This is a genomic window from Streptomyces sp. NPDC126503 (assembly GCF_040302405.1).
Lineage (GTDB): Bacteria > Actinomycetota > Actinomycetes > Streptomycetales > Streptomycetaceae > Streptomyces > Streptomyces gulbargensis.
Genome location: NZ_JBEORS010000028.1, coordinates 58,134 through 82,901, shown reverse-complemented (window position 1 = coordinate 82,901; position 24,768 = coordinate 58,134). Strand labels below are relative to the sequence as shown.

The following is a 24,768-nucleotide window of genomic DNA, read 5'->3' as shown; positions in this document are numbered from 1 at the left end:
TCGATGACCTCTTGGCTCGAGTACTTGCTCCCGAACGTTCCGAGGGGAACGGCGTCAGGCAAGGCCTTCGCCTCGGTGCCGATGTAGGCGTAGAGAGTCGGAGGGGCGCAGCTGGATGCGGATGCCGTGTCGCAGGGACAGGCGGCCGACCACGAAGAGGCCCATGCGGCGGGAGACGGAGACGTCCACGGTGGGCGGCGAGGCGAGCCGCTCGTTGATCGCGGCGAGGTCCTCGGGGGAGAGGCCGATGCCGGTGTCGTGGATCTCGACCAGCACGCGGCCGTCGGGCAGCGCGTGACCGGTCACGCGGACCTTGGTCTGCGGGGAGGAGAACGAGGTGGCGTTCTCCAGGAGCTCGGCGAGGAGGTGCACGAGGTCGTTGACGACGCGGCCGGCGACCTCGGTCGCCGGGACCGCGGCCAGCTCGATGCGCTCGTACTGCTCCACCTCGGAGGCGGCGGCGCGCAGGACGTCGACGAGGGGGACCGGGCGGGTCCAGCGGCGGCCCGGCTCCTCGCCGGCGAGGACGAGGAGGTTCTCGCCGTTCCGGCGCATACGGGTCGCGAGGTGGTCCAGCTTGAACAGCGAGGACAGCTGGTCCGGGTCGGCCTCGCGGGACTCCAGCTCGGAGATGAGCGACAGCTGGCGCTGGATGAGGCCCTGCGAACGGCGCGAGAGGTTGGTGAACATCGCGTTGACGTTGCCCCGCAGAAGGGCCTGCTCGGCGGCGAGGCGGACCGCCTCGCGGTGCACCTCGTCGAAGGCCGCGGCCACCTGGCCGATCTCGTCCCGGGAGTGCACACCGACGGACTCGACGGAGGTGTCGACGTCCTGCGGGTCGGCCTCGGAGAGCTGCTTGACCAGCTCGGGCAGGCGTTCCTGGGCGACCTTGGTCGCGGTGTCCTGGAGCCGGCGCAGCGAGCGGATCATGGACCGGGCCACGACGAAGGCGCCGATGAGCGAGACGCCGAGGACGAGGAGGATCAGCGCACCGTTGATGACCGCGTCCCGCTGCGACTCCTGCCGCAGCTCACGGGCCATCATCTCCATCTCGCCGAGGAGCTGGCGCTCCATCTTGTCCATGGCGTCGATCTTGGTGCCGTACTCGTCGGTGAAGTTCAGGTGACCCCGCTTGGGGGCCTCCGGCATCGCCGAGTCGTTCTTCAGCACCCGCTCGGCGTACTTGTCGGCGGAGAGGATCGTGGGGTTGCTGGAGTTCAGCGGAGCGGTCAGCTCGGCGGCGTTGCCGCCGGTCGACTCGTACACCGCCTCGAAGGACTTGAGCTCGTCCTTCTCACTGTTGAGCGCGGCCTCGCCGTAGAGGCGGTCACCCTGCTGGATCTTTCCGGAGGTGGCGTCGCTCGACGGGAGGGCGGCGGCGATGATCGCCTGCTGGATGGAGGCGTACTCCTTGGCGGACGAGAACGCGGCGAGCGCGCGGGTCCGCTTGATCATCTCCGGGTTGCTGGTCGCCTGCGCCATGTCCTGCGAGAGGCTGAGCAGCGAGCGGATGAGCCGGCTGTACGCCTCGACCGTCACCGAGTCGGAGACGCCCTTGGCGTAGGCGGTGGTCCGGATCTCGTGGAGCTGCATCACCTGCGTGGCGATCTGCCCGACGTTCTGGCGGATGCTGCGCAGGGCCTCGTCGCCCTCGGTGGCCGGGATCTCCTCGGTGGCCTGGAGGAAGGCCTTCAGCTCGCGGTCCGTGCGCGTGCGCGGCTTGGAGACCAGGTAGTCGCTGGCCGGGCGGCCGTTGGCCAGCGGGCCGGCGGACTGGTCGCGCTCGTACTGGAGGGCCTGGGCGAGGTCGGTCGCCTCACGGGTCAGCTTGGTGAGCAGCTGCATGTGGTCGAGCTGCTCCATGTCCTGGAGCGACTCGCTGATGCGGATGCCGCCCAGGGTGGTCGCCGCGACCACGGGGAGGGTGAGGAGGGCGACCAGACGGGTGGAGATGCGCCAGTTCCGCAGGGCTATTCGCGGCCCGGCCTCGTTCTCCGCCTTCGGCGGGGGAGTGGCCGCGGCGTCGGACGGCGTGGCGGACTGCGCCGACGGACCCGGGCGGCGGCCGCCGTCGCCCTCGCCGGAAGGTCCCTTGCCCTGGTTCGGGGTGTGCGGGGCCGAGGGACCGCGGTCGGTCCCGGCACGCGGTTCCTGCTCCGCCGGAGCTTCCGCTCGGCCCTGACGGGCCTGGGCAGACCCCGAGCCATCCCTCTTGAAACGTCCCTGCACTAGCGTCGCAACCTCTGGACCAGGCGTCCCCCCGGGTGAACGGAGAGGACGGTGTCGGCGTCGATGGGGCGCAGGCGCGCCCCAGGCGGTCGATCGGTGACCGGCGCAGATCCCCCTTTCCCGCCACTCGGCCGGCGCTGCGTTGCGCCTTCTGCGCGCCGGCTTGAAACCCGCGGCGGTGCGTGGAATTCCAGCACAGTGCCGGACCTCCAACAAGGGCCGCGTGTCGCGCCCCGGAGGGGGTGACAACGTGTGCGCGCCAGGTCACCCCATGTAGAAGATGATCACGGATGATTCGGACTTTTCCTCTCCAATGGCCTGGCGTACCCGTGTGTCCCAGTCGCGATGATCAGGAGCGGAATAGCACATTCAGTGGCGGAATGTCCGTTTGGTTAAGGGTCGAGCGCTGTCCGTAATGCCTGGTATGGGCGTCAACGGGTGAGCAAACTCACACCCCGTTTGATGTCTTCGCCATGCATTCGAAGGGAATCAGATGTTTAGCCTGACGCTTTACAGATGCGCGCGCCCGCCCGGGCGCCCTCCCGGAACAAGGTCTGATCACCACGATGAAGACGACGACGCTCCGCACCACGGCCAACCCCCGCCGCTCCACCCTCGCCCACCTCGAGGACGCCGCCCAGCTCGACCGGGGCGCCCGCCCGGAGTACACGGCCGAGCTGCCCGGCAGGACCGCCAACCCGCGCCGCACCGTCCTCATGCAGCCCCCGGCCCCGTACCAGCCGCAGCCGTACGCGTCCGCCTCCCGCTGACCCCGCGCCCCGCCCGTACGGCCCGGCCCCGGCCGCCGGTCCGCCGCCCCGCGCCGCGTTAGCCTGGAGCGTCAGACTCCAGCCAGCACCAAGTGAGGGGCGACAGCACTCGTGCGCATCGCCAGATTCTCCCTCGACGGCAACGTCGCCTTCGGCGCCGTCGAGGGCGAGGGAACCGTCGAGTCCGCCGCGTCCGGCGGCCTGGTCCTCGACATCATCAAGGGCATCCCCTACACCGACTTCGAGCTCAGCGGGACGAAGATCCCGCTGAGCAAGGTCCGGCTCCTGCCGCCCGTGCTCCCCAACAAGGTCGTGGCCATCGGCCGCAACTACGCGGAGCACGCCCGGGAGCTCGGCAACGAGGTGCCCGACGTCCCCGTCGCCTTCTTCAAGCCCACCACCTCCGTGATCGGCCCCGGCGACGCCATCGAGTACCCCTCCTTCTCCCGCGAGCTCCACCACGAGGCCGAACTGGCCGTGGTGATCGGCCGCATGTGCCGCGAGGTGCCCCGCGAGCGCGTCAAGGACGTCGTCTTCGGCTACACCTGCGCCAACGACGTCACCGCCCGCGACGTGCAGCAGCGCGAGAAGCAGTGGGCACGCGCCAAGGGCTTCGACACCTCCTGCCCGCTCGGCCCCTGGGTGGAGACGGAGCTCGACCCGGCCGACCTGACCGTCCAGGCCACGGTCAACGGCGAGCAGCGCCAGCTCGGCCGCACGAGCGACATGATCCGCTCCGTCGAGGACCTCGTCGTCCACATCACCGAGGCCATGACGCTGCTCCCCGGCGACGTCATCCTCACCGGCACCCCCGCCGGGGTCGGACCCCTCAACGTCGGCGACGAGGTCGCCGTCACCATCGAAGGCATCGGCACTCTCACCAATAGGGTGATCAAGCGTGGCTAACGCGAACATCCGCGTCCGTTTCTGTCCCTCGCCGACCGGCAACCCCCACGTGGGCCTGGTCCGCACCGCCCTCTTCAACTGGGCCTTCGCCCGGCACAACCAGGGCACCATGGTCTTCCGCATCGAGGACACCGACGCGGCCCGCGACTCGGAGGAGTCGTACCAGCAGCTGCTCGACTCGCTGCGCTGGCTGGGCCTCGACTGGGACGAGGGCCCGGAGACCGGCGGCCCCCACGCGCCGTACCGCCAGTCGCAGCGGATGGACATCTACAAGGACGTCGCCGACAAGCTGCTCGCCGGCGGGTACGCGTACCACTGCTACTGCACCACCACCGAGCTGGACGAGCGCCGTGAGGCCGCCCGCGCCGCCGGCCGGCCCTCCGGCTACGACGGCCACTGCCGCGAGCTGTCCGCCGGTCAGATCGAGGTCTACCGGGCCGAGGGCCGCGAGCCGATCGTCCGCTTCCGGATGCCCGACGAGCCGATCACCTTCACCGACCTGGTCCGCGGCGAGCTCACCTTCACCCCGGAGAACGTGCCGGACTACGGCATCCTCCGGGCCAACGGCGCCCCGCTCTACACCCTGGTCAACCCGGTGGACGACGCCCTGATGGAGATCACCCACGTCCTGCGCGGCGAGGACCTGCTCTCCTCCACCCCGCGCCAGATCGCGCTCTACAAGGCGCTGATCGAGCTGGGTGTCGCCAAGGAGATCCCCGCCTTCGGCCACCTGCCGTACGTGATGGGCGAGGGCAACAAGAAGCTGTCCAAGCGCGACCCGCAGGCCTCCCTCAACCTCTACCGGGAGCGCGGCTTCCTCCCCGAGGGCCTGCTGAACTACCTCTCCCTGCTCGGCTGGTCCTTCTCCGCCGACCAGGACGTCTTCACGATCCCGGAGATGGTCGAGAAGTTCGACATCGCCGACGTGAACGCCAACCCGGCCCGCTTCGACCTCAAGAAGGCCGAGTCGATCAACGCCGACCACATCCGCATGCTGGACGTGAAGGCCTTCGCGGAGGCCTGCGAGCCCTGGCTCCGTGCCCCGCACGCCCCCTGGGCGCCCGAGGACTTCGACCGCGCCGCCTGGGAGGCCGTCGCGCCGCACGCCCAGACGCGCCTCACCGTCCTCTCGGAGATCACGGCCAACGTCGACTTCCTCTTCCTGAAGGAGCCGGTCTTCGACCAGGCGTCCTGGGACAAGGCGATGAAGGGTGAGCCCGCGGCCCTGCTCACCACCGCCCGCGAGAAGCTCGACGGTGCCGACTGGAGCGACCCCGAGTCGCTCAAGAACGCCGTCCTGGCCGCCGGCGAGGCCCACGGCCTCAAGCTCGGCAAGGCGCAGGCCCCGGTCCGCGTCGCCGTCACCGGCCGCACGGTCGGCCTGCCCCTCTTCGAGTCCCTGGAGGTCCTCGGCAAGGAGCGCGCCCTGGCCCGGATCGACGCGGCCCTGGCCAAGCTCTCCGCGTAACGGCCCTTCCACGCTCGGTACCCCCGTCCCCTCCCGGGACGGGGGTACCGTCGTTCCATGACGATCCGCGCGGTGCTCTGGGACATCGACGACACGATCTTCGACTACGCCACCGCCGACACCCGCGGCATGCGCGACCACCTCGCCGCCGAAGGGCTCCTCGCCGCCTACGGCACGGCCGAGGCGGCCCTGGACCGCTGGCGCGAGCTCACCACCCTGCACTGGCGGCGCTTCGAGACCGAGGGCGGCGACTTCCGCGAGCAGCGGCGGGACCGGGTCAGGGACTTCCTCGGCAGGCCGGAGCTGACCGCCGGCGAGGCCGACGGCTGGTTCGACCGGTACGTGCGGCACTACGAGGCCGCCTGGAGCCTCTTCCCGGACACCGTCCCCGTGCTCGACCTGCTGGCCCGTGACTACCGTCACGCCGTCCTGTCGAACTCCAGCATCCACAACCAGGAGCGCAAGCTGCGGCTCCTCGGGATACGGGACCGCTTCGAGGCCGTCCTGTGCGCCGCCGAGCTCGGGGTGGCCAAACCGGCCCCCGAGGCCTTCCACGCCGCGTGTACGGCCCTGGGTCTGCCCCCGCACCAAGTGGCGTACGTGGGGGACCAGCCCGACATCGACGCCCGGGGCGCCGTGGAGGCGGGGCTCATGGGCATCTGGCTGGACCGCGCGGGTACCGGCGGCCGTCCCGAGCTCAGCCGCATCACGGACCTCCACCAGCTTCCCGCGCTGCTCGGCGGGCCAACCCGTTTTGGAGCCCGGTCCACCTTCGGGTAATGTTCTTCCTGCGCCGAGGGGAGCAAGCCGAAAGGCAAGAACCCGGAAAGCGCAAGCCGAGCAAGATCCCCCTGGTGGGGAGGTTGCACCGGTGGCCTATGGTGTAATTGGCAGCACGACTGATTCTGGTTCAGTTAGTCTTGGTTCGAGTCCAGGTAGGCCAGCTCGCAGAGCTCATCTGCAACCGTGGATCTTTCCACAAAGCCCCCGTTGTGTAGCGGCCTAGCACGCCGCCCTCTCAAGGCGGTAGCGCCGGTTCGAATCCGGTCGGGGGTACAGATCCTTCCCGCGGGATCACCAGGGTCGCTCCCGGTGATCTCGATGCAGGATCGCTAGGGCCCCCGTTGTGTAGCGGCCTAGCACGCCGCCCTCTCAAGGCGGTAGCGCCGGTTCGAATCCGGTCGGGGGTACCAACTGGTCTATACCACCAGTGGCCTATGGTGTAATTGGCAGCACGACTGATTCTGGTTCAGTTAGTCTTGGTTCGAGTCCAGGTAGGCCAGCGGATCTTCATTGATCTTGCCCCCGTTGTGTAGCGGCCTAGCACGCCGCCCTCTCAAGGCGGTAGCGCCGGTTCGAATCCGGTCGGGGGTACGCACAGAAGAAGCCCTTCCCTTCGGGGGAGGGCTTCTTCGCTGTTCCCCGCCGGAGGCACAAGTCCGGCCCACCGCTGCGGCGTTGGAGCGGTGGGCCGGGGGACGTACAGGTGAAGAGGGGAAGATCAGCCGTTGCGGCGGAGCGCCTCGGAGAGGCGGGCGGCGGCGTCGATGACCGCCTGGGCGTGCATGCGGCCCGGGTGGCGGGTCAGGCGCTCGATCGGGCCCGAGACCGACACGGCGGCCACCACGCGGTTCGAGGGGCCGCGTACGGGCGCGGAGACGGACGCCACGCCGGGCTCCCGCTCGCCGATCGACTGGGCCCAGCCGCGGCGCCGTACGCCCGACAGGGCCGTCGCCGTGAAGCGGGCGCCCTGGAGGCCGCGGTGCAGCCGCTCGGGCTCCTCCCAGGCCATCAGGATCTGCGCGGACGAGCCGGCCTTCATGGTCAGCGTCGAGCCGACCGGGACGGTGTCCCGCAGGCCGGACAGCCGCTCGGCCGCCGCCACGCAGATGCGCATGTCGCCCTGGCGCCGGTAGAGCTGCGCGCTCTCGCCGGTCACGTCGCGCAGGTGCGTCAGCACCGGCCCGGCGGTCGCGAGCAGGCGGTCCTCACCGGCCGCGGCGGCGAGCTCCGCGAGCCGCGGTCCGAGGATGAACCGGCCCTGCATGTCGCGGGCCACCATCCGGTGGTGTTCCAGTGCCACGGCGAGACGATGTGCCGTGGGTCGTGCGAGTCCCGTCGCCGCGACCAGACCTGCGAGGGTGGCCGGACCGGACTCCAGGGCGCTCAGGACAAGGGCTGCCTTGTCGAGAACGCCTACGCCGCTAGAGTTGTCCATGCAACGATATTCGCGTCTCACTCTGTGAAACGCAAGTTCAATTTTCCCGGGAACTTGTCACTCTGGTGAGGCGGCCGCACAACGGCCCGCCAAACGGGTCTCTAGTGGTGCCGGCGCAGCCGCCGGCCGGAGGGAAAGCGATGGGTAGGACACTCGCGGAGAAGGTCTGGGACGACCACGTCGTCCGGCGCGCCGAAGGCGAGCCCGATCTCCTCTTCATCGATCTGCACCTGCTGCACGAGGTGACCAGCCCCCAGGCGTTCGACGGGCTCCGCCAGAACGGGCGGCGGGTGCGGCGTCTCGACCTCACCATCGCCACCGAGGACCACAACACCCCGACCCTCGACATCGACAAGCCGATCGCCGACCCGGTCTCCCGCGCCCAGCTGGAGACCCTGCGGAAGAACTGTGCCGAGTTCGGCGTGCGGCTGCACCCGCTGGGCGACGTCGAGCAGGGCGTCGTCCACGTGGTGGGACCGCAGCTGGGCCTGACCCAGCCCGGCACCACCGTCGTCTGCGGCGACTCCCACACCTCCACGCACGGCGCCTTCGGCGCCCTCGCCTTCGGCATCGGCACCAGCCAGGTCGAGCATGTGCTCGCCACCCAGACCCTGCCCCTGGCCCGCCCGAAGACCATGGCGATCACCGTCGACGGCGAGCTGCCCGAGGACGTCACCGCCAAGGACCTGATCCTGGCGATCATCGCGAAGATCGGCACCGGCGGCGGCCAGGGCTACATCCTGGAGTACCGCGGCTCCGCCATCGAGAAACTCTCGATGGAGGCCCGGATGACCATCTGCAACATGTCCATCGAGGCCGGCGCCCGGGCGGGCATGATCGCCCCCGACGAGACCACCTTCGCCTACCTCAAGGGCCGCGCCCACGCCCCCGAGGGCGAGGACTGGGACGCCGCCGTCGCGTACTGGAAGACCCTGCGGACCGACGAGGACGCCGTCTTCGACGCCGAGGTCGTCATCGACGCCGCCGAGCTCGCGCCGTTCGTCACCTGGGGCACCAACCCGGGCCAGGGCGCGCCGCTTTCGGCGAACGTCCCCGACCCCGCTTCGTACGAAGACGCTTCGGAGCGCCTGGCCGCCGAAAAGGCCCTGGAGTACATGGGGTTGACCGCCGGACAGCCGCTGCGCGAGATCACCGTCGACACCGTCTTCGTAGGCTCGTGCACCAACGGCCGCATCGAGGACCTGCGCAACGCCGCCGAGCTGCTGAAGGGCCGCAAGGTCGCCGACGGCGTCCGCATGCTGGTCGTCCCCGGCTCGGTGCGGGTCGCCCTGCAGGCCGTCGAGGAGGGCCTGGACAAGGTCTTCAAGGAGGCCGGCGCCGAATGGCGGCACGCGGGCTGCTCCATGTGCCTGGGCATGAACCCCGACCAACTCGCGCCGGGTGAGCGCTCCGCGTCCACCTCCAACCGCAACTTCGAGGGCCGGCAGGGCAAGGGGGGCCGCACCCACCTGGTCTCCCCCCAGGTCGCCGCCGCCACCGCCGTCCTCGGCCACCTGGCCTCCCCGGCCGATCTGTCCGACGTCGCCACCACCGCGGGGGTCTGAGGAACCATGGAAGCTTTCACCACCCACACCGGCCGGGCCGTCCCGCTGCGCCGCAGCAACGTCGACACCGACCAGATCATCCCCGCCCACTGGCTCAAGAAGGTCACCCGGGACGGGTTCGAGGACGGTCTCTTCGAGGCCTGGCGCAAGGACCCCGAGTTCGTCCTCAACCGCCCCGAGCGGCAGGGCGCCACGGTCCTGGTCGCCGGCCCCGACTTCGGCACCGGCTCCTCCCGTGAGCACGCCGTCTGGGCCCTGCAGAACTACGGCTTCAAGACCGTCATCTCCTCCCGCTTCGCCGACATCTTCCGCGGCAACTCGCTGAAGAACGGACTGCTGACCGTCGTCCTGCCGCAGGAGACGGTGGACGCGCTGTGGGAGCTGACCGAGGCCGACCCGACCGCCGAGGTCACCGTCGACCTGGAGCGCCGCAAGGTCCTCGCCGCCGGAATCGACGCCGACTTCGAGCTCGACGAGAACGCCCGCTGGCGCCTGCTGAACGGCCTCGACGACATCAGCCTCACCCTTCAGAACGAAGCGGACATCGCGGCCTACGAGGCGGGCCGGCCGTCCTTCAAGCCCCGTACAATTACGGCCTGAGCAGCGCTTTTCCAAGACTGCGCCCCCCACCCTCCGGTGGGGGGCGCAGTCGCTTGTTGAGACCCTGTCGGGCGACAACTCGCCCCAGATGGCACAATCGGTGCATGGAACGCGACAGCCAACTCGAGCTCTACGAGGCAGTCGCCGCCCGATTGAAAGAAGCGCACACAAGGGTGCGCGCACTGCAAGTCCCGGAGGGCGTAAGGATGGCGCTGTCCCGGAAGCTGCTGGTCGTCACGGCCGCGGCGAAGCACGATCTCAAGGACGCGGCAGCGCGTCTGGACCGGTTGATGAAGGACCTCGACGAGGGCCGATTCCCAGAGGACGACTGACACCAGGAACTCCGCGACGCGTCTTCCGCGTTGCGGCACTAGGGTGATTAGCCCGTTTCGTGTTTGATTTGCGGTATATACATGCCTAACGTGCGAAAAAGCTTGAACACTTTCGTTCTGGCAATGTCTCCGAAGGGGAAGACGTGAACAAGGCGCAGCTCGTAGAAGCGATTGCCGACAAGATGGGCGGTCGCCAGCAGGCCGCCGACGCCGTCGACCACGTGCTCGACGCCATCGTGCGTGCCGTGGTCGCCGGCGACCGGGTCTCGGTCACCGGCTTCGGCTCGTTCGAGAAGGTCGACCGTCCCGCCCGGTACGCCCGCAACCCGCAGACGGGTGAGCGCGTCCGGGTGAAGAAGACCTCCGTCCCCCGCTTCCGCGCAGGTCAGGGCTTCAAGGACCTGGTCAGCGGGTCGAAGAAGCTCCCCAAGGGCGGCGAAGTCTCCGTCAAGAAGGCCCCCAAGGGCAGCCTGACCGGCGGAGCCTCGGCCACGGTCAAGAAGGCCGCCGCCAAGAAGGCCACCACCGCCAAGAAGGCCGCCGCGAAGAAGGCGACGCCGGCGAAGAAGACGGCCACCACCGCCGCCGCGGCCAAGAAGACGACGCCGGCGAAGAAGACCACCACGGCCGCCACCGCGAAGAAGACGACGCCCGCGAAGAAGACGGCCACCACCACGGCCGCCGCCACGAAGAAGGCGACCCCGGCGAAGAAGACGGCCACCACCGCCGCCGCGACGAAGAAGACCGCCGCGAAGAAGACCGCTCCGGCCAAGAAGGCCACGGCGAAGAAGGCTCCCGCCAAGAAGACGACGGCGCGCAAGACCACCGCCAAGAAGACCGCCGCCAAGAAGTAAGGACGCGCGGTACGTCCGTCCGCCGGGCCGGGCTCCCACCGGGGAGCCCGGCCCGCGGCGCGTCCGGCCCTCCCGCCCGGGACCCTCCCGGCGGGATCCGGAGGAAAGACCTAGAAGGTCTGCAGCGTCACCAGGGTGATCCGCGGCGCCCCGCCGCCCGTGCCCGGCTCCGTCTCGATCCGCACCCGCTGCCCCGGCCGCAGCAGCCGCAGGCCGCCCGCCTCGAAGGCCTCCGCCCCGAACTCCACCGGGGTGCCGTCGTCGAGCAGCACACTTCCGGTGCGGGTCTCGGGGTCGTACGTGAACGCGGTCGCCTGCATGGACCGCAGCCTATCCGGCCACCGGCAGCCAGCGGGCCGCCGTCCGCGGGCCGAGCCCCAGCGCCCGCGCCGCCGCCAGATCCTCGCCCGTGTCCACGTCCCGGCGGACGGAATCCACCCCGGCCGACCGGATTTCCACCGCCCCCGTGGACAAATGCCGCAGCCGCGACGGACCCCCGAATGCCGGTTCCAATTCCACTCCCGGCGCGGCCGAGAGGAATGTCGTACCTATTTCGGCGGCATCCGCGAGAAATGCCCGCGGAAATTGTCGGGCCGTGTCCAGGACCCGCGCCAGCTCGTCCGGCCGCAGCGCCGGAAGGTCCGCGCCGAGCGCCGCCACCCGTGCCGCCGGCCGCTCCCGCCGGACCACCCGCGCCCCGTGCGCGAGGGCCGCGTTGAGTCCCGCCCCCGGAACGTCCGGCTCTATCCGCGCCCCCACGGCGGCCAGGGCCGCGCCGGCCGCCGGATCGTCGGTGACGACCGTCACGTCCCGCACCCGGGCGCAGGCCAGGGCCGCCCCCACCGTGTCCTCGGCGAAGGCCAGCGCCAGCCGGGGCCGCAGCCGGTCGCCCGCCGAGGGCGTCAGCCGGCTCTTGGCCCGCGCCAGCGGTTTCAGGGGGACGACCAGGGACCAGCGGTCGTCGGCGTCGGTGTTCATCGCACCCCATTCTGTCCCGCCCGCCCGGTCCGGCCGGGGGCCCGGGGCGTACCGTGTCCTCGACAGAGCAGGAGCATGGGGCGACACTTGACCCCCTGCCAGCAAGACCCGGAGAAAGGTGTCCGCGTGCCCCGCCGCAGAATCGGCTTCTGGTACCGCCTCGCGGCGGTCATCGCCAAACCCCCCCTGGTGGTTCTGTTCAAGCGGGACTGGCGCGGCATGGAGCACATTCCGGCCGACGGCGGATTCATCACCGCGGTCAACCACAACTCCTACCTGGACCCGCTGTCGTACGCGCACTACCAGTACAACACCGGGCGCGTCCCCCGCTTCCTCGCCAAGGCCGCCCTCTTCAAGGGCTCCTTCGTCGGCACGATGCTCCGCGGCACCGGACAGATCCCCGTCTACCGCGAGACCACCAACGCCCTCGACGCCTTCCGGGCCGCCGTCGACGCCATCGAACGCGGCGAGTGCGTCGCCTTCTACCCCGAGGGGACGCTCACCCGCGACCCCGCCATGTGGCCGATGGCCGGCAAGACCGGTGCCGCCCGCGTCGCGCTGCTCACCAAGGCGCCCGTCATCCCGGTGGCCCAGTGGGGCGCCAACCTCGCGATGCCGCCGTACGCCAAGGAGAACAAGTTCAGCCTCTTCCCCCGCAAGACGCTGACGGTGCAGGCCGGCCCGCCGGTCGACCTCTCCCGCTTCTACGACCTGGAGCCCACGCCCGAGGTGCTGCGTGAGGCCACCGAGGTCATCATGGCGGCCATCACCGCGCTGCTGGAGGAGATCCGCGGCGAGAAGGCGCCCGCCGAACCGTACGACCACCGCAAGGCCCGTCTGGAGCAGCGGCGCAAGGCCGCCGAGGGAGGCGCCAAGTGACCAGGGCAGCCGTCTTCGGCAACGGATCCTGGGGGACCGCCTTCGCGATGGTCCTCGCCGACGCGGGCTGCGAGGTGAGCCTCTGGGGCCGGCGCGCGGAGCTCGCGGACACGATCAACCGCACCGGCGTCAACCCCGACTACCTGCCGGGCGTCGAACTCCCCAAGGGCATCACGGCCACCGCCGACCCGGCCGAGGCCGCCGCGGGCGCCGACTTCACCGTCCTGGTCGTCCCCTCCCAGACCCTCCGGGGCAACCTCGCCGCCTGGGCGCCCTCGCTCGCCCCCGGCACCGTCCTCGTCTCCCTCATGAAGGGCGTCGAACTCGGCACCGCCAAGCGGATGAGCGAGGTGATCCAGGAGGTCGCGGACGTGCCCGCCGACCGGGTGGCGGTCCTCACCGGACCCAACCTGGCCAAGGAGATCGCCGCCCGGCAGCCCGCGGCCGCCGTCGCCGCCTGCGCCGACGAGAGCGTCGCCCAGCGGCTCCAGGCCGCCTGCATGACCCCGTACTTCCGCCCGTACACCAACACCGACGTCGTCGGCTGCGAACTCGGCGGGGCGGTCAAGAACGTCATCGGACTCGCGGTCGGCATCGCCGACGGCATGGGCCTGGGCGACAACTCCAAGGCCACGCTCATCACCCGCGGCCTCGCCGAGACCACCCGCCTCGGCCTCGCCATGGGCGCCGACCCGCTCACCTTCTCCGGTCTCGCGGGCCTCGGCGACCTCGTCGCCACCTGTTCCTCGCCGCTCTCCCGGAACCACACCTTCGGCACCAACCTCGGCCGGGGCATGACCCTCCAGGAGACCATCGCGGCCACCAAGCAGACCGCCGAGGGCGTCAAGTCCTGCGAGTCGGTGCTCGATCTGGCCCGCCGCCACGGCGTCGACATGCCGATCACCGAGACCGTCGTCTCCATCGTCCACGAGGGCAAGCCGCCGATCGTCGCCCTCAAGGAGCTCATGTCGCGGTCCGCCAAGCCCGAACGCCGCTGAGCGGTACGGCCCGGCGGCCCGGACGGCCGAACGGGCCGCCGTCGCTGGGCCGGACGCGCGGAGGCGGAGCGGGGCGCTCAGGAGTTCGGGAACCGCAAGGTACCCTCGTCGCGATATGAGCGAGAACACCCAGAGCCCCCGCAAGCCGCGCGTGGCCGTCGTCTTCGGCGGCCGCAGCTCCGAGCACGCCATCTCCGTCGTCACGGCCGGCGCCGTCCTGAGCGCCATCGACCGGGACAAGTACGACGTGCTGCCCATCGGCATCACGACGGACGGGCGCTGGGCGCTCACCGCCGACGCGCCGGAGCGGATGGCCATCGCCGACCGTGCCCTGCCGAACGTCGCCGACCTGGCCGAGTCCGGCGAGGGCGGCGTCGTCCTCCCCGTCGACCCCGCCCACCGCGAGGTCGTCCTGGCCGAGCCCGGCGCCGTCCCCAAGGCCCTCGGCGAGGTCGACGTGGTCTTCCCCGTGCTCCACGGCCCGTACGGCGAGGACGGCACCCTCCAGGGCCTCCTGGAGCTCTCCGGCATCCCCTACGTCGGCGCCGGCGTCCTCGCCTCCGCCGTCGGCCAGGACAAGGAGTACATGAAGCGGATCTTCGTCTCGTACGGCCTGCCCGTCGGCCCGTACGAGGTGGTCCGCCCCCGCGAGTGGGACCAGAACCCGGCCGCCGCCCGCAAGAAGATCGTCGAGTTCGCCGCCGACCACGGCTGGCCGCTGTTCGTGAAGCCGGCCCGCGGCGGCTCCTCCGTGGGCATCACCAAGGTGGACGACCTCTCCGGTCTGGACGAGGCCATCGAGGAGGCTCGCCGGCACGACCCGAAGATCCTGGTCGAGGCGCTCGTGAGGGGCCGCGAGATCGAGTGCGGCGTCCTGGAGTTCGAGGACGGCCCGCGCGCCAGCGTCCCGGCCGAGATCCCGGCCGTCACGGACCACGACTTCTACGACTTCGAGGCCAAGTACATCGACTCGGCCTCCGGGATCGTGCCCGCCCCCATCGGCGAGGAGGCCACCGCCGAGGTCCAGCGCCTCGCCGTCGCCGCCTACGAGGCCGTCTCCTGCGAGGGCCTGGTCCGCGCCGACTTCTTCCTCACCGAGGACGGCGACTTCGTCATCAACGAGATCAACACGATGCCCGGCTTCACGCCGATCTCCATGTACCCGCGCATGTGGCAGGAGTCCGGCGTGAGCTACCCCGAGCTGGTCGACCGGCTGATCCAGGCCGCACTGACCCGCTCCACGGGCCTGCGCTGACCCTCCGCCCCCGGGAGCCGGCCGCCGCGCACGCGGGGCCGGCTCCCGGGGCACGTCCGGGCGGCGTCAGGAGCACGCCTCGGACTCGAGCGCGCACGGGATCGTCGCCGACACCGGCTCCGCGAGCGCCGCGAGCGGCCCCGCGTCGTGCGCGAACCGCTCGTCCAGGCTCACCTCCACGTACGTCCTGCGGTACACGGAGGTGAACCGGGTCCCACCGCCCTCCGGACGTTCCAGCATCCAGTTGACGCCGTTCGCGGAGACGCCCTGCGCCTTCGGATCGCTCATCTTTTCGGGCCGGGGGACCCCGCAGCGCAGTACGATCGCACCGTCACCCCACCCGGCGGTCAGCTCGGAGCCGGGATCGGGATCGGTCCGCTCCAGCCCCGCCACGGTGTCGGGCAGCTCCTTCGCCAGTGCCTGGCAGAGGGCAGCCTCCGCCGCCGGCGGGCTGGGGACCGCCACGGACGCCCCGGCGTCCCACGGGACGCACCCGGCGACGGTCAGCAGCAGGGCGGCGGCCGACAGGGCGGAGGGCAGGCCGAAGGGCCGGTGGGAAGACATCACCGGCCAAGCGTAGACGGGGGCTACAGATGAACGACCGGGCAGGTGAGCGTGCGTGTGATGCCGTCCACTTGCTGGACCTTGGCGACGACCATGCGCCCCAGCTCGTCCACCGTGTCGGCCTGCGCGCGCACGATGACGTCGTACGGTCCGGTCACGTCCTCGGCCTGGATCACCCCCGGGATCTTGGAGATGGTGTCGGCGACGGTCGACGCCTTGCCCACCTCGGTCTGAATAAGGATGTACGCCTGTACCACGGAACCTCCAGGGCGACCACGAGGATCGTGTGGGAGAAAGAGACGCCACGTTATCGCGTCGCCGCGGGCCGCGGGGAGACCCACGTGATCCAAAGCGTCCGGGTTGTGGCGTACACAGGACAGAAGTTGACGGTCTACTTGACGGTACCCAGCACGGTGACGGCCCGCGACCCGCGGTGCGCGACGACGCTCCGCCGCCCGCCGGCCGGCACGACGACACGAGGTGAGACGCGGTGAAGGGCACAGTCGGAGAGCTGGGCGAGTTCGGGCTCATCAGGGAGCTCACGTCCCGGCTCACCTCCACCCCGGCGGTACGGATCGGGCCCGGCGACGACGCCGCGGTCGTCTCCGCCCCCGACCGGCGCGTGGTGGCCAGCACGGACATCCTGCTCGAAGGACGTCACTTCCGGCGTGACTGGTCGACGGCGTACGACGTCGGCCGCAAGGCCGCCGCGCAGAACCTCGCCGACATCGCCGCCATGGGCGCGGTCCCCACCGCGCTCCTCCTCGGCCTCGTCGTCCCCGCCGAGCTGCCCGTCACCTGGCCCACCGAACTCATGGACGGCCTGCGCGACGAATGTCAGGTCGCGGGCGCGGCGGTCGTCGGCGGCGACGTCGTCCGCGGCGACACGATCATGGTCTCCATCACCGCCCTCGGCGACCTCCGCAACCACGACCCGGTCACCCGCGGCGGCGCGCAGCCCGGCGACGTCGTCGCCTACACCGGCTGGCTCGGCTGGTCCGCCGCCGGCTACGCGGTCCTCTCCCGGGGCTTCCGCTCCCCGCGCGCCTTCGTCGAGGCCCACCGCAGGCCCGAGCCGCCGTACCACGCGGGCCCGGCCGCCGCCGGCCTCGGCGCCACCGCCATGTGCGACGTCAGCGACGGCCTCATCGCCGACCTCGGCCACATCGCGGAGGCCAGCAAGGTCCGCATCGACCTGCGCTCCGGGCTCATCGACATCCCCACCCAGATGAACGACATCGGCCAGGCCGTCGGCGTCGACCCCATGCAGTGGGTGCTGACCGGAGGGGAGGACCACGCCATCGTCGCCACCTTCCCGCCCGACGTGAAGCTCCCCGCCCGCTGGAAGGTCATCGGGGAGGTCCTCCACCCCTCCGCCCTGCCCCAGGTCACCGTGGACGGCGCCCCCTGGCACAGCGTGGGCGGCTGGGACCATTTCGGGGAGACCGAGTGACCGCCCCGCCGCTGGTCCTGACCGTCGCCGGATCCGACTCCGGCGGCGGCGCCGGCATCCAGGCCGACCTCAAGACCATGCTCGCCCTCGGCGTCCACGGCATGAGCGTCCTCACCGCCGTCACCGCGCAGAACTCGCGGGGCGTCCAAGGCGTCTGGGAGCTTCCCGAGGAGGCCGTACGCGCCCAGTACCGGGCCGTCGTGGACGACATTGGCGTCCACGCCGTGAAGACCGGCATGCTCGCCACCGCCCCGCTCGTCGAGACCGTCGCCGGCCTGCTCGCCGGCACCCCCGGGGTGCCCGTCGTCGTCGACCCCGTCGGCGTCTCCAAGCACGGCGACCCGCTCCTGGCCGCCTCCGCCCTGGAGTCCGTACGCGCGAAGCTGCTGCCGGCCGCGACCGTCGCCACGCCCAACCTGGACGAGGTGACGCAGCTCACGGGGGTGCACGTCGTGTACGAGAGCGACATGAGGACGGCCGCCGAGGCCGTCCTGTCGTACGGACCGGCCTGGGTCCTGATCAAGGGCGGGCACCTGCCCACCGGACGCGAAGCCGTGGACCTGCTCACCGACGGCACCGAGGAGCACTGGCTCCGCGCCCCGCGCCACGACAACCGGCACACCCACGGCACCGGCTGCACCCTCGCCTCGGCGATCGCCGCGGGCCTCGCCCGGGGTCTGGCCGTGCCGGAGGCCGTACGGCGGGCCAAGGAGTACGTCACCGGGGCCATCGCCGCCGGCTTCGCCCTGGGCGCGGGCATCGGCCCGGTCGACCACGGCTGGCGCTTCCGGGGCTAGGGTCTTTCTTTCGGCTCAGGCCGGATCAGGGAGCGGCGCCAGACGGCGCGAGCCCGGCAAGATCCGGAAGACAGGCCCTAGCGGGACTCCTGCCGGCCCGGGGCGGAAGCGGGTACGGCAAAAGGCCGGTCCACCGAGGTGGACCGGCCTTTCAAGGCAACCGCAGGGGCTGCGCTACGACACGGAAACGTCGCGATTAGCGCGAGACCTTGCCGGCCTTGATGCACGAGGTGCAGACGTTGAGCCGCTTCGGCGTCCGACCGACCACGGCACGCACGCGCTGGATGTTCGGGTTCCAGCGACGGGACGTACGGCGGTGCGAGTGCGAAATGTTGTTGCCGAAGCCCGGCCCCTTGCCGCAGACGTCGCAGTTGGCAGCCACGGGTCACTCCAAAGACTTCAGATTTACAGTGAAATCCGGCGCACCGGAATCAGGAGTCTGAAGTGGCTTGCCGGGGAACGGCCCGACGTGTGCCGGGCAACCGAAGCAGCATACAACGCCTGCTTCGGTGGAACGAAACTACCATGTCGAGCGCGGGCCTCGCCCCGGGCCCCGGTCACGGGCCCGGCACCCCGGGTCTACCCTGCGGTGAGCTCCCACCGCCCGAAGGAGGCCCCCGTTGCCGCGCCCCGTCCCGCCCTCCGAGGAGCTCACCGAACTCGACGCCGAAGCGGTCCGGACCTGGTGCGCGCGGGCCCTGGACGCCCTCGGGCGGGAGCGCGCCGAGATCGACGCGATCAACGTCTACCCCGTCGCCGACGGGGACACGGGCACCAATCTCTACCTGACCGTCGCCGCCGCCCACGAGGCCGTCGAGGCCGTCTGCGCCGCCGCCGGCACCGCCCCCGACACCGCCGAGACCGTACGGGCCATGGCCCACGGCGCCCTCCTGGGGGCCCGCGGGAACTCCGGCACGATCCTCTCCCAGCTGCTGCGCGGCATGGCCGCCGTCCTCGCCCTCGGAGGTGACGGACCTCACCTCGCCCGCGCCCTGGCGGAGGCCGCCACCGCCGCCCGCCGGGCCGTCGCCCACCCCGTCGAGGGCACCATCCTCACCGTCGCCGCCTCCGCCGCCGAGGGCTGCGCGGGCGGCGGGGACCTCGCGGAGGTGGCCAGGAACGCCTACGAGCGGGCCAGGACGGCCCTGGAGACCACTCCCGGCCAACTGGACGCGCTGCGCCGGGCCGGAGTCGTGGACGCCGGGGGCAAGGGCCTCGTCGCCGTGCTCGGCGCCCTCGCCGAGACCGTCACCGGGCACGCCCCGCCGCCCACCGCCACCGCCCCGTACGCCCCCGTCCTGCCCGTCCCCGCCGAGACCTGCCCCGACGGGGAGGGCCCCGCCTACGAGGTCATCTACCTCCTGGAGGCCGACGACGCGGCCGTCGACCTCCTGCGGGGCCGGCTCGACGCCCTGGGGGAGTCCCTCGTCGTCGTCGGCGGCGACGGCCTGTGGAACGTCCACGTGCACGTCGACGACGCCGGCGCCGCCGTCGAGGCCGGCATCGAGGCCGGCCGGCCCCACCGCGTCCGCATCACCCACTTCGCCGCCACCGCCACCGCCGCGGCCGCCGAACCCGCCCGGCGCGCGGTCGTCGCCGTCGTCCCCGGCGAAGGCCTGGCCGGCCTCTGCGCCGAGGCGGGCGCCACCACCGTCCTCGCCCGGCCCGGCGAGCCCCCCGCCGGCGACGCGCTCCTCGACGCGGTCCGGCGGGCCCACGCCCGCGAGATCGTCCTGCTGCCCAACGACACCGAACTCCGGCAGGCCGCCGTCGCCACCGCCGAACGCGCCCGCGCCGAAGGCATCCGCGTCGCCCTCATCCCCACCCGCGCCGCCGTCCAGGGCATCGCCGCCCTCGCCGTCCACGAACCCGGCCGCAGCTTCGACGAGGACGTCGTCGCCATGACCGCGGCCGCCGGCGCCACCCGCTACGCCGAACTCGCCGTCGCCGAACGCCGCTCCTTCACCTCCGCCGGCGTCTGCCAGGCCGGCGACGTCCTCGGCCTCATCGAGGGCGACGTCGCCGTCATCGGGCAGGACCTCACCGAGACCGCCCGCACCGTCCTGGACCGGATGCTCCAGGCCGGCGGTGAACTCGTCACCCTCGTCGTCGCCGACGACACCCCGCCGGGCCTCGCCGACACCCTGGAGGCCCACGTCCGCCGCGCCCACCTGGCCGTCGACACCACCACGTACCACGCGGGCGCGGGCGCCCCGCCGCTGCTGATCGGCGTCGAGTGACGGCGCCGCTCCGCCCCGCCTGTCGGTGCCGTGGTGTGCAATGGAGCACGTGCCCGCGCTCGACGAACCCCTGAAGAAGTCCCTCGGCCCCGCCACCGCGAAGGTCATGGCCGAGGCGCTCGGCCTGCACACGGTCGGCGACCTCCTCCACCACTACCCCCGCCGGTACGCCGAGCGCGGGGAGCTGACCACCCTCTCCGACCTGCCGCTGGACGAGCACGTCACCGTGGTCGCCCAGGTCGCCGACGCCCGCGTGCTCACCTTCAACGGCGCCAAGGGGCGCGGCCAGCGCCTCGAAGTGACCATCACGGACGGCAGCGGCCGGCTGCAACTGGTCTTCTTCGGCAAGGGCGTGCACAAGCCGCACAAGGAACTCCTGCCCGGCACCCGCGCGATGTTCGCCGGCAAGGTGTCCCTCTTCAACCGGCGCCTCCAGCTCGCCCACCCCGCCTACGAACTGCTCCGCGGCGACGGCGGCGAGGCCGCCGGCAGCTGGGCCGCCTCCCTCATCCCGATCTACCCGGCCACCACCAAACTGGAGTCCTGGAAGATCTCCAAGGCCGTCGACGCCGTCCTGCCGAGCGCCGCCGACGCCGTCGACCCGCTCCCGCCCGCCCTCCGCGAGGGCCGCGGCCTCCTGACGCTCCCCGACGCCCTCCGGCAGATCCACCGCCCCCGCACCAAGGCCGACGTCGCCGCCGCCCGCGACCGGCTCAAGTGGGACGAGGCCTTCGTCCTCCAGGTCGCCCTGGCACGCCGCCGCCACGCCGACACCCAGCTGCCCGCCGTCGCCCGCCGCCCCGCCCCCGACGGCATCCTCGCCGCCTTCGACGCCAAGCTGCCCTTCACCCTCACCGAGGGCCAGGAGAAGGTCTCGAAGGAGATCTTCGACGACCTCGCCACCGAGCACCCCATGCACCGCCTCCTCCAGGGCGAGGTCGGATCGGGCAAGACGATGGTGGCCCTGCGCGCCATGCTCGCCGTGGTCGACGCCCGGGGACAGGCCGCCCTGCTCGCCCCCACCGAGGTCCTCGCCCAGCAGCACCACCGCTCGGTCACCGAGATGATGGGCGAACTCGCGGAGGGCGGCATGCTCGGCGGCGCCGAACGCGCCACCAAGGTCGTCCTCCTCACCGGCTCCATGGGCGCCGCCGCCCGCCGCCAGGCCCTGCTCGACCTGGTCACCGGCGAGGCCGGCATCGTCATCGGCACCCACGCCCTCATCGAGGACAAGGTCCAGTTCCACGACCTCGGCCTGGTCGTCGTCGACGAGCAGCACCGTTTCGGCGTCGAACAGCGCGACGCGCTGCGCGGCAAGGGCAAGCAGCCCCCGCACCTCCTCGTCATGACCGCCACCCCCATCCCGCGCACGGTCGCCATGACCGTCTTCGGCGACCTGGAGACCTCCGTCCTCGACCAGCTGCCCGCGGGCCGCTCCCCGATCGCCAGCCATGTCGTCCCCGCCGCCGACAAGCCGCACTTCCTCACCCGCGCCTGGGAACGGGTCCGCGAGGAGGTCGGGAACGGCCACCAGGCGTACGTGGTCTGCCCCCGCATCGGCGACGACGCCGAGACCGATCAGGGGTCCGGGAGGAAGAAGCCCCGGGCGTCCGACGGGGACGAGGCGGAGAAGCGGCCCCCGCTCGCCGTCCTCGACGTCGCCGAGCAGCTGCGCACCGGCCCCCTCGCGGGCCTCCGCGTCGCCGTCCTGCACGGCCGCATGCACCCCGACGACAAGGACGACGTGATGCGCCGCTTCGCCGCAGGCGAGCTCGACGTCCTCGTCGCCACCACCGTCATCGAGGTCGGCGTCAACGTCCCCAACGCCACCGTCATGGTGATCATGGACGCCGACCGCTTCGGCGTCTCCCAGCTGCACCAGCTGCGCGGCCGGGTCGGCCGTGGCTCGGCGCCCGGCCTGTGCCTCCTCGTCACCGAGATGCCCGAGGCGAGTCCCGCCCGGCAGCGCCTCGGCGCCGTCGCCGCCACGCTGGACGGCTTCGAACTCTCCCGTATCGACCTCGAACAGCGGCGTGAGGGAGACGTCCTCGGCCAGGCCCAGTCCGGCGCCCGCTCCTCCCTGCGCATGCTCGCCGTCATCGACGACGAGGAGGTCATCGCCGCCGCCCGCGAGGAGGCCACCGCCCTCGTCCTCGCCGACCCGGAGCTCGAGGCCCACCCGGGCCTGCGGACCGCGCTCGACGCGCTCCTGGACGAGGAGCGCGAGGAGTACCTGGAGAAGGGGTGACGGGGGACGGCGGGGCGAGGGCACCGGATGAGGCGGCGAAGACCGAGGCGGCCATAAGCTGGGGCGTACGCACCGGACGAGCAGGACGAGGACACCGATGACCCGCGTGATCGCCGGCACCGCCGGCGGACGCCGACTGGCCGTGCCGCCCGGCAACGGCACCCGCCCCACCTCCGACCGGGCGCGTGAAGGCCTCTTCTCCACCTGGGAGGCGTTCCACGGCCTGGCGGGCGCACGCGTCGCCGACCTGTACGCAGGGTCCGGCGCCGTCGGTCTCGAAGCGCTCTCCCGGGGCGCCGCGCACGCCCTCCTCGTGGAGGCCGACGCCCGCGCGGCCCGGACGGTGCGGGAGAACATCCGCGCGCTGGGCCTGCCCGGCGCCGAGCTCCGTACCGGCAAGGCCGAGCAGGTCGTCACCGGGCCCGCGCCCGCCGAGCCGTACGACCTGGTCTTCCTCGACCCCCCGTACGCGGTCGCCGACGACGATCTCCGCGAGATCCTCCTCACACTGCGCGCGGGGGGCTGGCTGAGCGAGGATGCCCTGGTGACCGTGGAGCGCAGCACCCGGGGCGGCGAGTTCGGCTGGCCGGACGGCTTCGCGCCACTGCGGGCCCGTCGCTACGGCGAGGGAACGTTTTGGTACGGTCGCGCCGCCTCTACGTGCGAAGACGCACGATGACCGGACCGGAGAGCGAGGGACCCACGTTGCGCCGCGCCGTCTGTCCGGGGTCATTCGACCCCATCACCAACGGACATCTCGACATCATCGCCCGTGCCTCCAAGCTGTACGACGTCGTGCACGTGGCCGTGATGATCAACCAGTCGAAGAAGGGCCTCTTCGAGGTCGAGGAGCGGATAGAGCTGATCCGCGAGGTCACCGCGGACTTCGGCAACGTCCGCGTGGAGTCCTTCCACGGCCTGCTCGTCGACTTCTGCAAGCAGCGGGACATCCCGGCCATCGTCAAGGGGCTGCGGGCGGTCAGCGACTTCGACTACGAGCTCCAGATGGCCCAGATGAACAACGGCCTCTCGGGCGTCGAGACCCTGTTCATCCCCACCAACCCGACGTACAGCTTCCTCTCCTCCTCGCTGGTCAAGGAGGTCGCGGCCTGGGGCGGCGACGTCTCCCACCTGGTGCCGCCCGCCGTCCTCGGCCGACTCACCGAGCGATTCCGGCGGAAGTGACGCGAAGCCACCGCACCTGACGCTGCGTCACCAGGTGACGGACGGGCGCCGACTGCCCTTACAGTCGTCCCGTCCGTCTCCATCCAGCTGTTGTAGAGAGTGGCGAGCACCCGGTGGACGTGCAGAAGAAGCTCGACGAGATCGTCGCGACCGTACAGAGCGCCCGTTCCATGCCCATGTCGGCGTCGTGCGTGGTCAACCGGGCCGAGCTGCTCGCCCTGCTCGAAGAGGTGCGGGACGCCCTGCCCGGCTCCCTCGCCCAGGCGCGGGAGCTGATCGGCGGCCGGGAACAGCTCGTGGAGGAGGCCCGCAGGGAGGCCGAGCGGATCATCGAGGCCGCCCACGCCGAGCGGGGCTCGATCGTCTCCGACACCCAGGTCGCCCGCGAGTCCCAGGAGGAGGCCGACCGGATCCTCGCCGAGGCCCGCCGCGAGGCCGAGGAGATCCGCGCCGAGGCCGACGAGTACGTCGACTCCAAGCTCGCCAACTTCGAGGTCGTCCTCAACAAGACCATCGGCGCCGTCGACCGCGGGCGCGAGAAGCTCCTCGGCCGCGGCCCGGGCCTGGACCAGGACGGCTACGCCGACGAGGACGCCCCCGAGTACAGCGCCGACCCCCAGACCCTCATCCACCGGGCCGACGCGTACGTGGACGCCAAGCTCGGCGCCTTCGAGGCGGTGCTCAGCAAGACCCTGGAGGCGGTCGGGCGCGGCCGTCAGAAGCTGCACGGCCGGATCGCCACCGACGCCCTCGGCGAGCACATGGCCGCCCAGGAGGGACTGGGCGGCCAGGTCCACACCAGCGACGCCGACTACCTGGCCGGCCTCGCGGAGCTCGCCGACCCGGCCCCGGCCGCTCCCCCCGCCCCCGCTCCCGTCGCGGCCGCCGCCCAGCCGCCGCACGCCCCCGCCGACCCGTACGGGTACCCGCAGCAGGACCCGTACGCGTACCAGCAGCAGCCCGACCCCTACGGGTACCAGCAGCCGCAGCAGACGGACCCGTACGGCTACCCGCAGCAGGACCCCTACGCGTACCAGCAGCAGCCCCAGCAGCCCCAGCAGGCCGCGCAGCACCACCAGCCGCAGCAACAGGCCGCCGCGCTCGACGAGACCAGCTTCTTCGACACGAGCATGATCGATCTGGAGCAGCTGCGCCGGTACGAGCAGGGTCAGGGCCAGTAGGGAGCCCCGGAGCCCGGAGGCCCGGGGCGGCCCGGATTGGGCCCTGGG

Annotated in this window: 24 protein-coding genes, 5 tRNA genes and 1 pseudogene; 23 read left to right on the top strand and 7 right to left on the bottom strand. The window is 71.8% G+C overall.

Annotation, left to right across the window (positions count from 1 at the left end; all coding sequences use genetic code 11):
- Positions 1-93: 93 nt before the first annotated feature.
- Positions 94-2,229, bottom strand: a pseudogene (locus tag ABTY40_RS27330) (sensor histidine kinase); the annotation flags it as partial.
- Positions 2,230-2,795: 566 nt separating this feature from the next.
- Between ABTY40_RS27330 and ABTY40_RS27325 the strand changes: the two are divergent.
- The 9 genes from ABTY40_RS27325 to ABTY40_RS27285 all read left to right on the top strand — a co-directional run bounded on the left by ABTY40_RS27325 (position 2,796) and on the right by ABTY40_RS27285 (position 6,747).
- The gene (locus ABTY40_RS27325) at positions 2,796-2,999 is read left to right on the top strand and encodes a hypothetical protein (protein WP_352061927.1); all 204 of its coding nucleotides are present in this window, start codon (positions 2,796-2,798) and stop codon (positions 2,997-2,999) included.
- A 111-nt stretch (positions 3,000-3,110) separates the two neighbouring features.
- Entirely contained in the window at positions 3,111-3,905 is a 795-nt protein-coding gene (locus ABTY40_RS27320; RefSeq protein ID WP_352061926.1) for a fumarylacetoacetate hydrolase family protein, read from the top strand.
- Positions 3,898-5,373, top strand: a complete 1,476-nt coding sequence (gene gltX / locus ABTY40_RS27315) for a glutamate--tRNA ligase (RefSeq protein ID WP_352061925.1) — start codon at positions 3,898-3,900, stop codon at positions 5,371-5,373. Before ABTY40_RS27320 ends, gltX begins: the two co-directional genes overlap by 8 nt.
- A 57-nt stretch (positions 5,374-5,430) precedes the next feature.
- Entirely contained in the window at positions 5,431-6,153 is a 723-nt protein-coding gene (locus ABTY40_RS27310; protein ID WP_352061924.1) for an HAD family hydrolase, read from the top strand.
- Between the two features lie 92 nt (positions 6,154-6,245).
- A tRNA-Gln gene (locus ABTY40_RS27305) sits at positions 6,246-6,317 on the top strand.
- Positions 6,318-6,356: 39 nt separating this feature from the next.
- Positions 6,357-6,429 (top strand) — tRNA-Glu (locus tag ABTY40_RS27300).
- A 61-nt stretch (positions 6,430-6,490) separates the two neighbouring features.
- Positions 6,491-6,566: transfer RNA gene (locus tag ABTY40_RS27295), tRNA-Glu, on the top strand.
- Between the two features lie 18 nt (positions 6,567-6,584).
- A tRNA-Gln gene (locus ABTY40_RS27290) sits at positions 6,585-6,656 on the top strand.
- Positions 6,657-6,674: 18 nt separating this feature from the next.
- Positions 6,675-6,747, top strand: a tRNA-Glu gene (locus ABTY40_RS27285).
- Positions 6,748-6,874: 127 nt separating this feature from the next.
- Here ABTY40_RS27285 and ndgR read toward each other — a convergent pair.
- A complete protein-coding gene (ndgR, locus tag ABTY40_RS27280) occupies positions 6,875-7,591 on the bottom strand; it encodes an IclR family transcriptional regulator NdgR (RefSeq protein ID WP_005311436.1) in 717 nt (238 codons plus the stop codon).
- Between the two features lie 140 nt (positions 7,592-7,731).
- Between ndgR and leuC the strand changes: the two genes are divergently transcribed.
- The 4 genes from leuC to ABTY40_RS27260 all read left to right on the top strand — a co-directional run bounded on the left by leuC (position 7,732) and on the right by ABTY40_RS27260 (position 10,942).
- Positions 7,732-9,156: a 3-isopropylmalate dehydratase large subunit gene (gene leuC, locus ABTY40_RS27275; protein ID WP_352061923.1), complete on the top strand. Its 1,425-nt coding sequence runs from the start codon at positions 7,732-7,734 to the stop codon at positions 9,154-9,156.
- A gap of 6 nt (positions 9,157-9,162) precedes the next feature.
- Positions 9,163-9,756: a 3-isopropylmalate dehydratase small subunit gene (gene leuD / locus ABTY40_RS27270; RefSeq protein WP_352061922.1), complete on the top strand. Its 594-nt coding sequence runs from the start codon at positions 9,163-9,165 to the stop codon at positions 9,754-9,756.
- Between the two features lie 104 nt (positions 9,757-9,860).
- Positions 9,861-10,088 (top strand): SCO5555 family protein, encoded by a 228-nt coding sequence (locus ABTY40_RS27265; RefSeq protein WP_309050092.1) that lies wholly within the window; start codon positions 9,861-9,863, stop codon positions 10,086-10,088.
- Between the two features lie 143 nt (positions 10,089-10,231).
- Complete coding sequence (locus ABTY40_RS27260; RefSeq protein ID WP_352061921.1) at positions 10,232-10,942, top strand: HU family DNA-binding protein; 711 nt, start codon at positions 10,232-10,234, stop codon at positions 10,940-10,942.
- A 110-nt stretch (positions 10,943-11,052) separates the two neighbouring features.
- Here the strand turns inward: ABTY40_RS27260 and ABTY40_RS27255 are convergent, their stop codons facing one another.
- Together ABTY40_RS27255 and cofC are read right to left on the bottom strand one after the other, a co-directional pair.
- A complete protein-coding gene (locus ABTY40_RS27255; protein ID WP_309050094.1) occupies positions 11,053-11,262 on the bottom strand; it encodes a hypothetical protein in 210 nt (69 codons plus the stop codon).
- A 10-nt stretch (positions 11,263-11,272) separates the two neighbouring features.
- A complete protein-coding gene (cofC, locus tag ABTY40_RS27250) occupies positions 11,273-11,920 on the bottom strand; it encodes a 2-phospho-L-lactate guanylyltransferase (RefSeq protein ID WP_352061920.1) in 648 nt (215 codons plus the stop codon).
- A 126-nt stretch (positions 11,921-12,046) separates the two neighbouring features.
- On the opposite strand from cofC, the gene ABTY40_RS27245 reads away from it, so the two are divergent.
- From ABTY40_RS27245 to ABTY40_RS27235, 3 genes are all read left to right on the top strand, one after another.
- Positions 12,047-12,799 carry a lysophospholipid acyltransferase family protein gene (locus tag ABTY40_RS27245; RefSeq protein ID WP_352061919.1) on the top strand — a complete coding sequence of 251 codons (753 nt, stop codon included), beginning with the start codon at positions 12,047-12,049 and terminating at the stop codon, positions 12,797-12,799.
- A complete protein-coding gene (locus ABTY40_RS27240) occupies positions 12,796-13,797 on the top strand; it encodes an NAD(P)H-dependent glycerol-3-phosphate dehydrogenase (RefSeq protein WP_309050097.1) in 1,002 nt (333 codons plus the stop codon). The genes ABTY40_RS27245 and ABTY40_RS27240 overlap by 4 nt, the downstream gene beginning before the upstream one ends.
- 115 nt (positions 13,798-13,912) lie before the next feature.
- Positions 13,913-15,052, top strand: a complete 1,140-nt coding sequence (locus ABTY40_RS27235; protein ID WP_352061918.1) for a D-alanine--D-alanine ligase family protein — start codon at positions 13,913-13,915, stop codon at positions 15,050-15,052.
- Between the two features lie 66 nt (positions 15,053-15,118).
- Here the strand turns inward: ABTY40_RS27235 and ABTY40_RS27230 are convergent, their stop codons facing one another.
- On the bottom strand, positions 15,119-15,616 hold the full coding sequence (locus ABTY40_RS27230; protein ID WP_352061934.1) for a DUF3515 domain-containing protein: 498 nt from the start codon (positions 15,614-15,616) through the stop codon (positions 15,119-15,121).
- Between the two features lie 23 nt (positions 15,617-15,639).
- Complete coding sequence (locus ABTY40_RS27225; RefSeq protein WP_017947604.1) at positions 15,640-15,873, bottom strand: Lrp/AsnC family transcriptional regulator; 234 nt, start codon at positions 15,871-15,873, stop codon at positions 15,640-15,642.
- A 233-nt stretch (positions 15,874-16,106) separates the two neighbouring features.
- On the opposite strand from ABTY40_RS27225, the gene ABTY40_RS27220 reads away from it, so the two are divergent.
- Positions 16,107-17,069: a thiamine-phosphate kinase gene (locus ABTY40_RS27220; protein ID WP_116158650.1), complete on the top strand. Its 963-nt coding sequence runs from the start codon at positions 16,107-16,109 to the stop codon at positions 17,067-17,069.
- Positions 17,066-17,866: a bifunctional hydroxymethylpyrimidine kinase/phosphomethylpyrimidine kinase gene (gene thiD / locus ABTY40_RS27215; RefSeq protein ID WP_352061917.1), complete on the top strand. Its 801-nt coding sequence runs from the start codon at positions 17,066-17,068 to the stop codon at positions 17,864-17,866. The genes ABTY40_RS27220 and thiD overlap by 4 nt, the downstream gene beginning before the upstream one ends.
- 196 nt (positions 17,867-18,062) lie before the next feature.
- On the opposite strand, the gene rpmB is transcribed toward thiD, so the two are convergent.
- Positions 18,063-18,248 carry a 50S ribosomal protein L28 gene (gene rpmB, locus ABTY40_RS27210; RefSeq protein ID WP_003957616.1) on the bottom strand — a complete coding sequence of 62 codons (186 nt, stop codon included), beginning with the start codon at positions 18,246-18,248 and terminating at the stop codon, positions 18,063-18,065.
- A 238-nt stretch (positions 18,249-18,486) separates the two neighbouring features.
- On the opposite strand from rpmB, the gene ABTY40_RS27205 reads away from it, so the two are divergent.
- The 5 genes from ABTY40_RS27205 to ABTY40_RS27185 all read left to right on the top strand — a co-directional run bounded on the left by ABTY40_RS27205 (position 18,487) and on the right by ABTY40_RS27185 (position 24,720).
- Positions 18,487-20,106, top strand: a complete 1,620-nt coding sequence (locus tag ABTY40_RS27205) for a DAK2 domain-containing protein (RefSeq protein ID WP_352061916.1) — start codon at positions 18,487-18,489, stop codon at positions 20,104-20,106.
- A gap of 40 nt (positions 20,107-20,146) precedes the next feature.
- Positions 20,147-22,354 (top strand): ATP-dependent DNA helicase RecG, encoded by a 2,208-nt coding sequence (gene recG, locus ABTY40_RS27200; RefSeq protein ID WP_352061915.1) that lies wholly within the window; start codon positions 20,147-20,149, stop codon positions 22,352-22,354.
- Positions 22,355-22,451: 97 nt separating this feature from the next.
- Positions 22,452-23,033, top strand: a complete 582-nt coding sequence (rsmD, locus tag ABTY40_RS27195) for a 16S rRNA (guanine(966)-N(2))-methyltransferase RsmD (protein WP_345287568.1) — start codon at positions 22,452-22,454, stop codon at positions 23,031-23,033.
- 26 nt (positions 23,034-23,059) lie between these two features.
- On the top strand, positions 23,060-23,539 hold the full coding sequence (gene coaD, locus ABTY40_RS27190) for a pantetheine-phosphate adenylyltransferase (RefSeq protein WP_352061933.1): 480 nt from the start codon (positions 23,060-23,062) through the stop codon (positions 23,537-23,539).
- A gap of 113 nt (positions 23,540-23,652) precedes the next feature.
- Positions 23,653-24,720 carry a F0F1 ATP synthase subunit B gene (locus ABTY40_RS27185; RefSeq protein ID WP_352061914.1) on the top strand — a complete coding sequence of 356 codons (1,068 nt, stop codon included), beginning with the start codon at positions 23,653-23,655 and terminating at the stop codon, positions 24,718-24,720.
- The last annotated feature ends 48 nt before the right edge of the window (positions 24,721-24,768 follow it).